This window comes from Photorhabdus temperata, from assembly GCF_025384845.1.
Classification (GTDB): domain Bacteria; phylum Pseudomonadota; class Gammaproteobacteria; order Enterobacterales; family Enterobacteriaceae; genus Photorhabdus; species Photorhabdus temperata.
This window is the reverse complement of the sequence record NZ_JAJAFX010000126.1, coordinates 1-3920: the sequence shown is the minus strand read 5'-3', so window position 1 is coordinate 3920 and position 3920 is coordinate 1. Positions and strand designations below refer to the sequence as shown.

Here is a 3920-nt window from a genome sequence, read left to right as displayed (position 1 = left end):
CGTTATTTATACCACCTATGGCCAAAAGAGATTTAAAATGAATGTAACAATTGAGAATCGTAAAAATAAGACACTCAACTTGAGGATTAGGCAAGAAGATCGAGATTTAATCGATAGGGCAGCAAAAGTAAAAGGCAAAACCGTCACCGAATATGTCCTTGATACAATCAAGCGTGACACTGAAAACACCCTATTGGAACACTCCTTTATGGTTGTTTCTCCAGAAGTTTTTGATGCTTTCATCGCTAAACTTGATGCTCCTGTGGTACCAAATGAACGTCTTATCAAAACAGCAAATATGAAAAAACTAACAAAATTACTAAAAGATGAGGTGTAACATGAGTTTTTTTGACGAGTTGAAAGCATCCCTTGAAGAAGCAGTTGAAATTAAACAAGGTAATAAAGCCGCAGCGCGTGTGACCCGATACGAAGTTGCCGACGTTAAAGCTATCCGTGCTCAACTTAACATTTCACAAGCAGAGATGGCGGAGGCTTTAGGCACTAGCCTTGATACAATTAAAAGCTGGGAGCAAAAGCGTCGAAATCCGACAGGACTAGCGGCAAAGGTGTTAGCTATCATCCAAGACAACCCTAATTTCTATAAGGCTCTGGCGACGCATTGATTAGCCGGTGTATCGTACAAGTACTAAATCTGAACTCAAAGGGACTCCCAATTTCTGCCATTAATCGTAGTATTCAGGCTGGAACTGATAATGGATTGACCAGCTACCCGCTGGACCACTTTGTTCCAGTCACCATTGCTGATTTGGGATAATAGCGCTGTGACAAGAATCAATATTACAGACCTTCCCGAAAGCCTGAGAACAGCGGTCAGAGAAGGTCAAGCTATTGTTATTAAACAAGTAGCAAAAATGTAGCTGGTTTTATTCCATTAGATGTGACAGTTGAACATTCAATCAGCTGTTACTATCTACCTTTTTCTTAGTAATGGTATTTATACATGGTTTAATGTCACACTTGCAATGTAATGTCAACAGCGTTACATTAGTATGTTATTTATACCATCTACAGCCAAAGGAGATTTAAAATGAATGTAACAATTGAGAATCGTAAAAATAAGACACTCAACTTGAGGATTAGGCAAGAAGATCGAGATTTAATCGATAGGGCAGCAAAAGTAAAAGGCAAAACCGTCACCGAATATGTCCTTGATACAATCAAGCGTGATGCTGAAAACACCCTATTGGAACACTCATTTATGGTTGTTTCTCCAGAAGTTTTTGATGCTTTTGTCGCTAAACTTGATGATCCGGCAGCACCAAATGAACGTCTTATCAAAACAGCAAATATGAAAAAACCTTGGTGATACAATGATGAGTAATGGCCCAACCCCATTAACAGACGATCACAATTTAGATAATTTTAATTCAGGAGTTGACACCCTTGACAATTGGTTAATAAACAAAGCATCAAAAAACCAAAAAGGAAATGCCTCACGAACATACGTTGTAAGCGAAGACAAAAATGTTATTGCCTATTATTCGTTGGCTACCGGCTCAATTATGTCGCAAGAAGCGATAAGCAAATTTAAACGCAATATGCCGAACCCCATTCCGGTAATCATTTTGGGCCGTCTGGCTGTTGATAAAAATTATCAAGGAAAAGGGTTTGGCCGCTATTTGGTTAGAGATGCTGCCATACGCGTCACACAAGCCGCAGATTTAGTTGGTATTAGAGGATTAATTGTCCATGCTATCTCAGAAGACGCTAAAGCATTTTATAAATCTGTGGGTTTTGATGAATCGCCTTTAAACCCAATGACGTTGATGATCACATTAAAGGATTTAAAGACCGCTTTCGGAATCAAAGGTTAATATATATAAGTTGAGCTTTTTCAAGATAATCGGTGGACACACAACTCTTTTAAAAAGATTAATTGACCGCCGTTAATCAACCCACTAACTCTTCCTAACCGAACAAGTAGAACACCAAGACAGCCATGTCAGAAAAGGTCAAACTGTTGTGGCGGATTCAACTAATATACCCAAAGAAAGAGCAAAAATAACTACTCGATTGTAATTATTCATTAAAAACATAATCAATAAGAAAAGTTTTACCCAATATAAAATATTGGTATATTAGCGATATTTACAGAAGCTGTAAAATCGTCCGTAAACATAATTACTCATTGCATTGTAAAAGTGATAACCTTACATGGAGGTATTCCAGTTTAATCATGATGAGTGAAATTATGAAAGATAAAAGTATGAGTTTCTCTGTAAACAAAGATCTGGATGTTTATTCAAAAAGCTTTGATGCCTTCATTTCATACATGGAAAACAGCAACGATTTTTGGATCATAAAAGACAACGAATCTCGATTTATCTATGCTAATGATATTATGATTTATTACAGCGGCCTTCCTAAAGGTTTTAATATAGAAGGTAAGCTTGATAGTGAATGTCCAGCACCGTGGTCTGAGTTTGAAGATATTATACAGGCTAATGATAAAAACGTAATGATTAGTAAAAAAACGATACCGGTACTAAACACTTTCACTTATGGTGGGAAAGAAAAAATAATCCAACCATTTATGGTCAACATTACACCTCTCATAAAGGATGGAAAATGCATTGGGGTTGTTGGTCATGGTAAAAAACTTGAACTTTATTCCATGTATCATTTTGAAAATAATAGGCATCCTGATTCACTAACTTTTGGCACACCAACTGATTTATTTACTGATAGAGAGTTCGATATAGTATTTTTTGCGTTGCAATCACTAAGCGCTAAAGATATAGCTAGAAAATTAGATATTTCATATAGAACGGTACAAACCCGGCTACAGATAATTTATCAGAAAATAGGAATAAATTCATTAAGCCAGTTAAAAGAATATTGCAGGGGTAAAGGATATGATAACTATGCTCCTACCAGATTTATTAACCCTAATCCCTATATACCTCTAGCATAACAATGCACAACCATCCTGCCAATTCAGCGGCAAGGCAGCTAACTTTTTGAGATAATTAGTGGACACATAATAACCATTACGTGTCCACCTTAATTAACTCTATAAATCAAAACTCATAACTAACCAGTGAAAACAAACTATTGCTTTATCATCAAACATAACTTCTACAACGTGAAAAAGCCAGTCGTAATGCTGCACCAATTTCCTCTGGAGAACTGTTTGCCGGAATGACGACATAATCGGATTCAGAAATACCATCTCCAGACCAACCTTCCAATTTTTCATGGCAAGATGGTCTTATCGTTATTTGACCATCAAGCAATTGGATTCCACAGTTATGCATTTTTTTAAAAAGCTGACGTTTTGAACGATAATTGTAAGTTTCCATTAAGAGTTTAACCCATCCTTTATATCTCTCAGCCTTTTTTTCATTGTCAAAAAAATTATCATCGGGATCAATCAGCCGACTTTTAGAAAGAGCATCCAGAATTACAATGCCTAACTTCTCATCAGAAACATCAGAAGTTAACATATAGTTGCCTCTTGAAGTATCTAAATTAAGTGCACGATAACCAGAATAAGCTGTTACTGAGTAGAAATCGCCATTAAATACGCATCTAGCATTTTTCCATCGTTTAAAAATCTCACTCATTATTTCACCACTATAATTTTGACGTTAATATTCTTTTCTGCACCATAAACTATTGCACGGTTAATTTGCTCCCACTGATTTACCGTCGTGGCTTTTGGTACAGCAATGCGAATCTCTCGTTGTGAAATCATCGATGATGTTACTTCTTCACCCTTTTTAACATACCCACTAAAATCTACCACTGAATCAATATTCCCTTTTATGGAGGTATAGAGTTGCCTCGAATCTTTAATCCTCGCCGCAGTACGAGTATCCAATGTCTTAACACTGGTAGCTATCCCTGTTTTTTCATCATAAAAATCAAAAGTCTTAAACCCTGTGGGTAACCGAGTA

At 36.6% G+C, this 3920-nt stretch carries 7 protein-coding genes and 1 pseudogene; 5 read left to right on the top strand and 3 right to left on the bottom strand.

From position 1 onward, the window contains the following. Positions 1-337, top strand: a 337-nt coding sequence (locus LGZ99_RS23645) for a type II toxin-antitoxin system TacA family antitoxin (RefSeq protein ID WP_262979762.1), incomplete at its 5' end; no start/stop codon positions are given. Between the two features lies 1 nt (position 338). Then, on the top strand, positions 339-623 hold the full coding sequence (gene nadS, locus LGZ99_RS23640) for a NadS family protein (RefSeq protein WP_262979761.1): 285 nt from the start codon (positions 339-341) through the stop codon (positions 621-623). A 44-nt stretch (positions 624-667) separates the two neighbouring features. Here the strand turns inward: nadS and LGZ99_RS24960 are convergent. Further along, positions 668-775, bottom strand: a pseudogene (locus LGZ99_RS24960) (DUF637 domain-containing protein); the annotation flags it as partial. Between the two features lie 273 nt (positions 776-1048). Between LGZ99_RS24960 and LGZ99_RS23635 the strand changes: the two are divergent. The 3 genes from LGZ99_RS23635 (at position 1049) to LGZ99_RS23625 (ending at position 2935) form a co-directional block, all read left to right on the top strand. Beyond that, positions 1049-1327: a type II toxin-antitoxin system TacA family antitoxin gene (locus LGZ99_RS23635; protein WP_021325292.1), complete on the top strand. Its 279-nt coding sequence runs from the start codon at positions 1049-1051 to the stop codon at positions 1325-1327. A gap of 7 nt (positions 1328-1334) precedes the next feature. Beyond that, on the top strand, positions 1335-1835 hold the full coding sequence (locus LGZ99_RS23630; RefSeq protein WP_155806721.1) for a GNAT family N-acetyltransferase: 501 nt from the start codon (positions 1335-1337) through the stop codon (positions 1833-1835). Positions 1836-2212: 377 nt separating this feature from the next. Further along, positions 2213-2935, top strand: a complete 723-nt coding sequence (locus LGZ99_RS23625) for a helix-turn-helix transcriptional regulator (protein ID WP_031282008.1) — start codon at positions 2213-2215, stop codon at positions 2933-2935. A gap of 151 nt (positions 2936-3086) precedes the next feature. Here LGZ99_RS23625 and LGZ99_RS23620 read toward each other — a convergent pair whose 3' ends face one another. Together LGZ99_RS23620 and LGZ99_RS23615 are read right to left on the bottom strand one after the other, a co-directional pair. Continuing rightward, positions 3087-3587 (bottom strand): contact-dependent growth inhibition system immunity protein, encoded by a 501-nt coding sequence (locus LGZ99_RS23620; protein ID WP_262979760.1) that lies wholly within the window; start codon positions 3585-3587, stop codon positions 3087-3089. Further along, a partial coding sequence (locus LGZ99_RS23615; protein ID WP_262979759.1) for an endonuclease toxin domain-containing protein occupies positions 3587-3920 on the bottom strand: 334 nt, incomplete at its 5' end. The genes LGZ99_RS23615 and LGZ99_RS23620, both read right to left, overlap by 1 nt.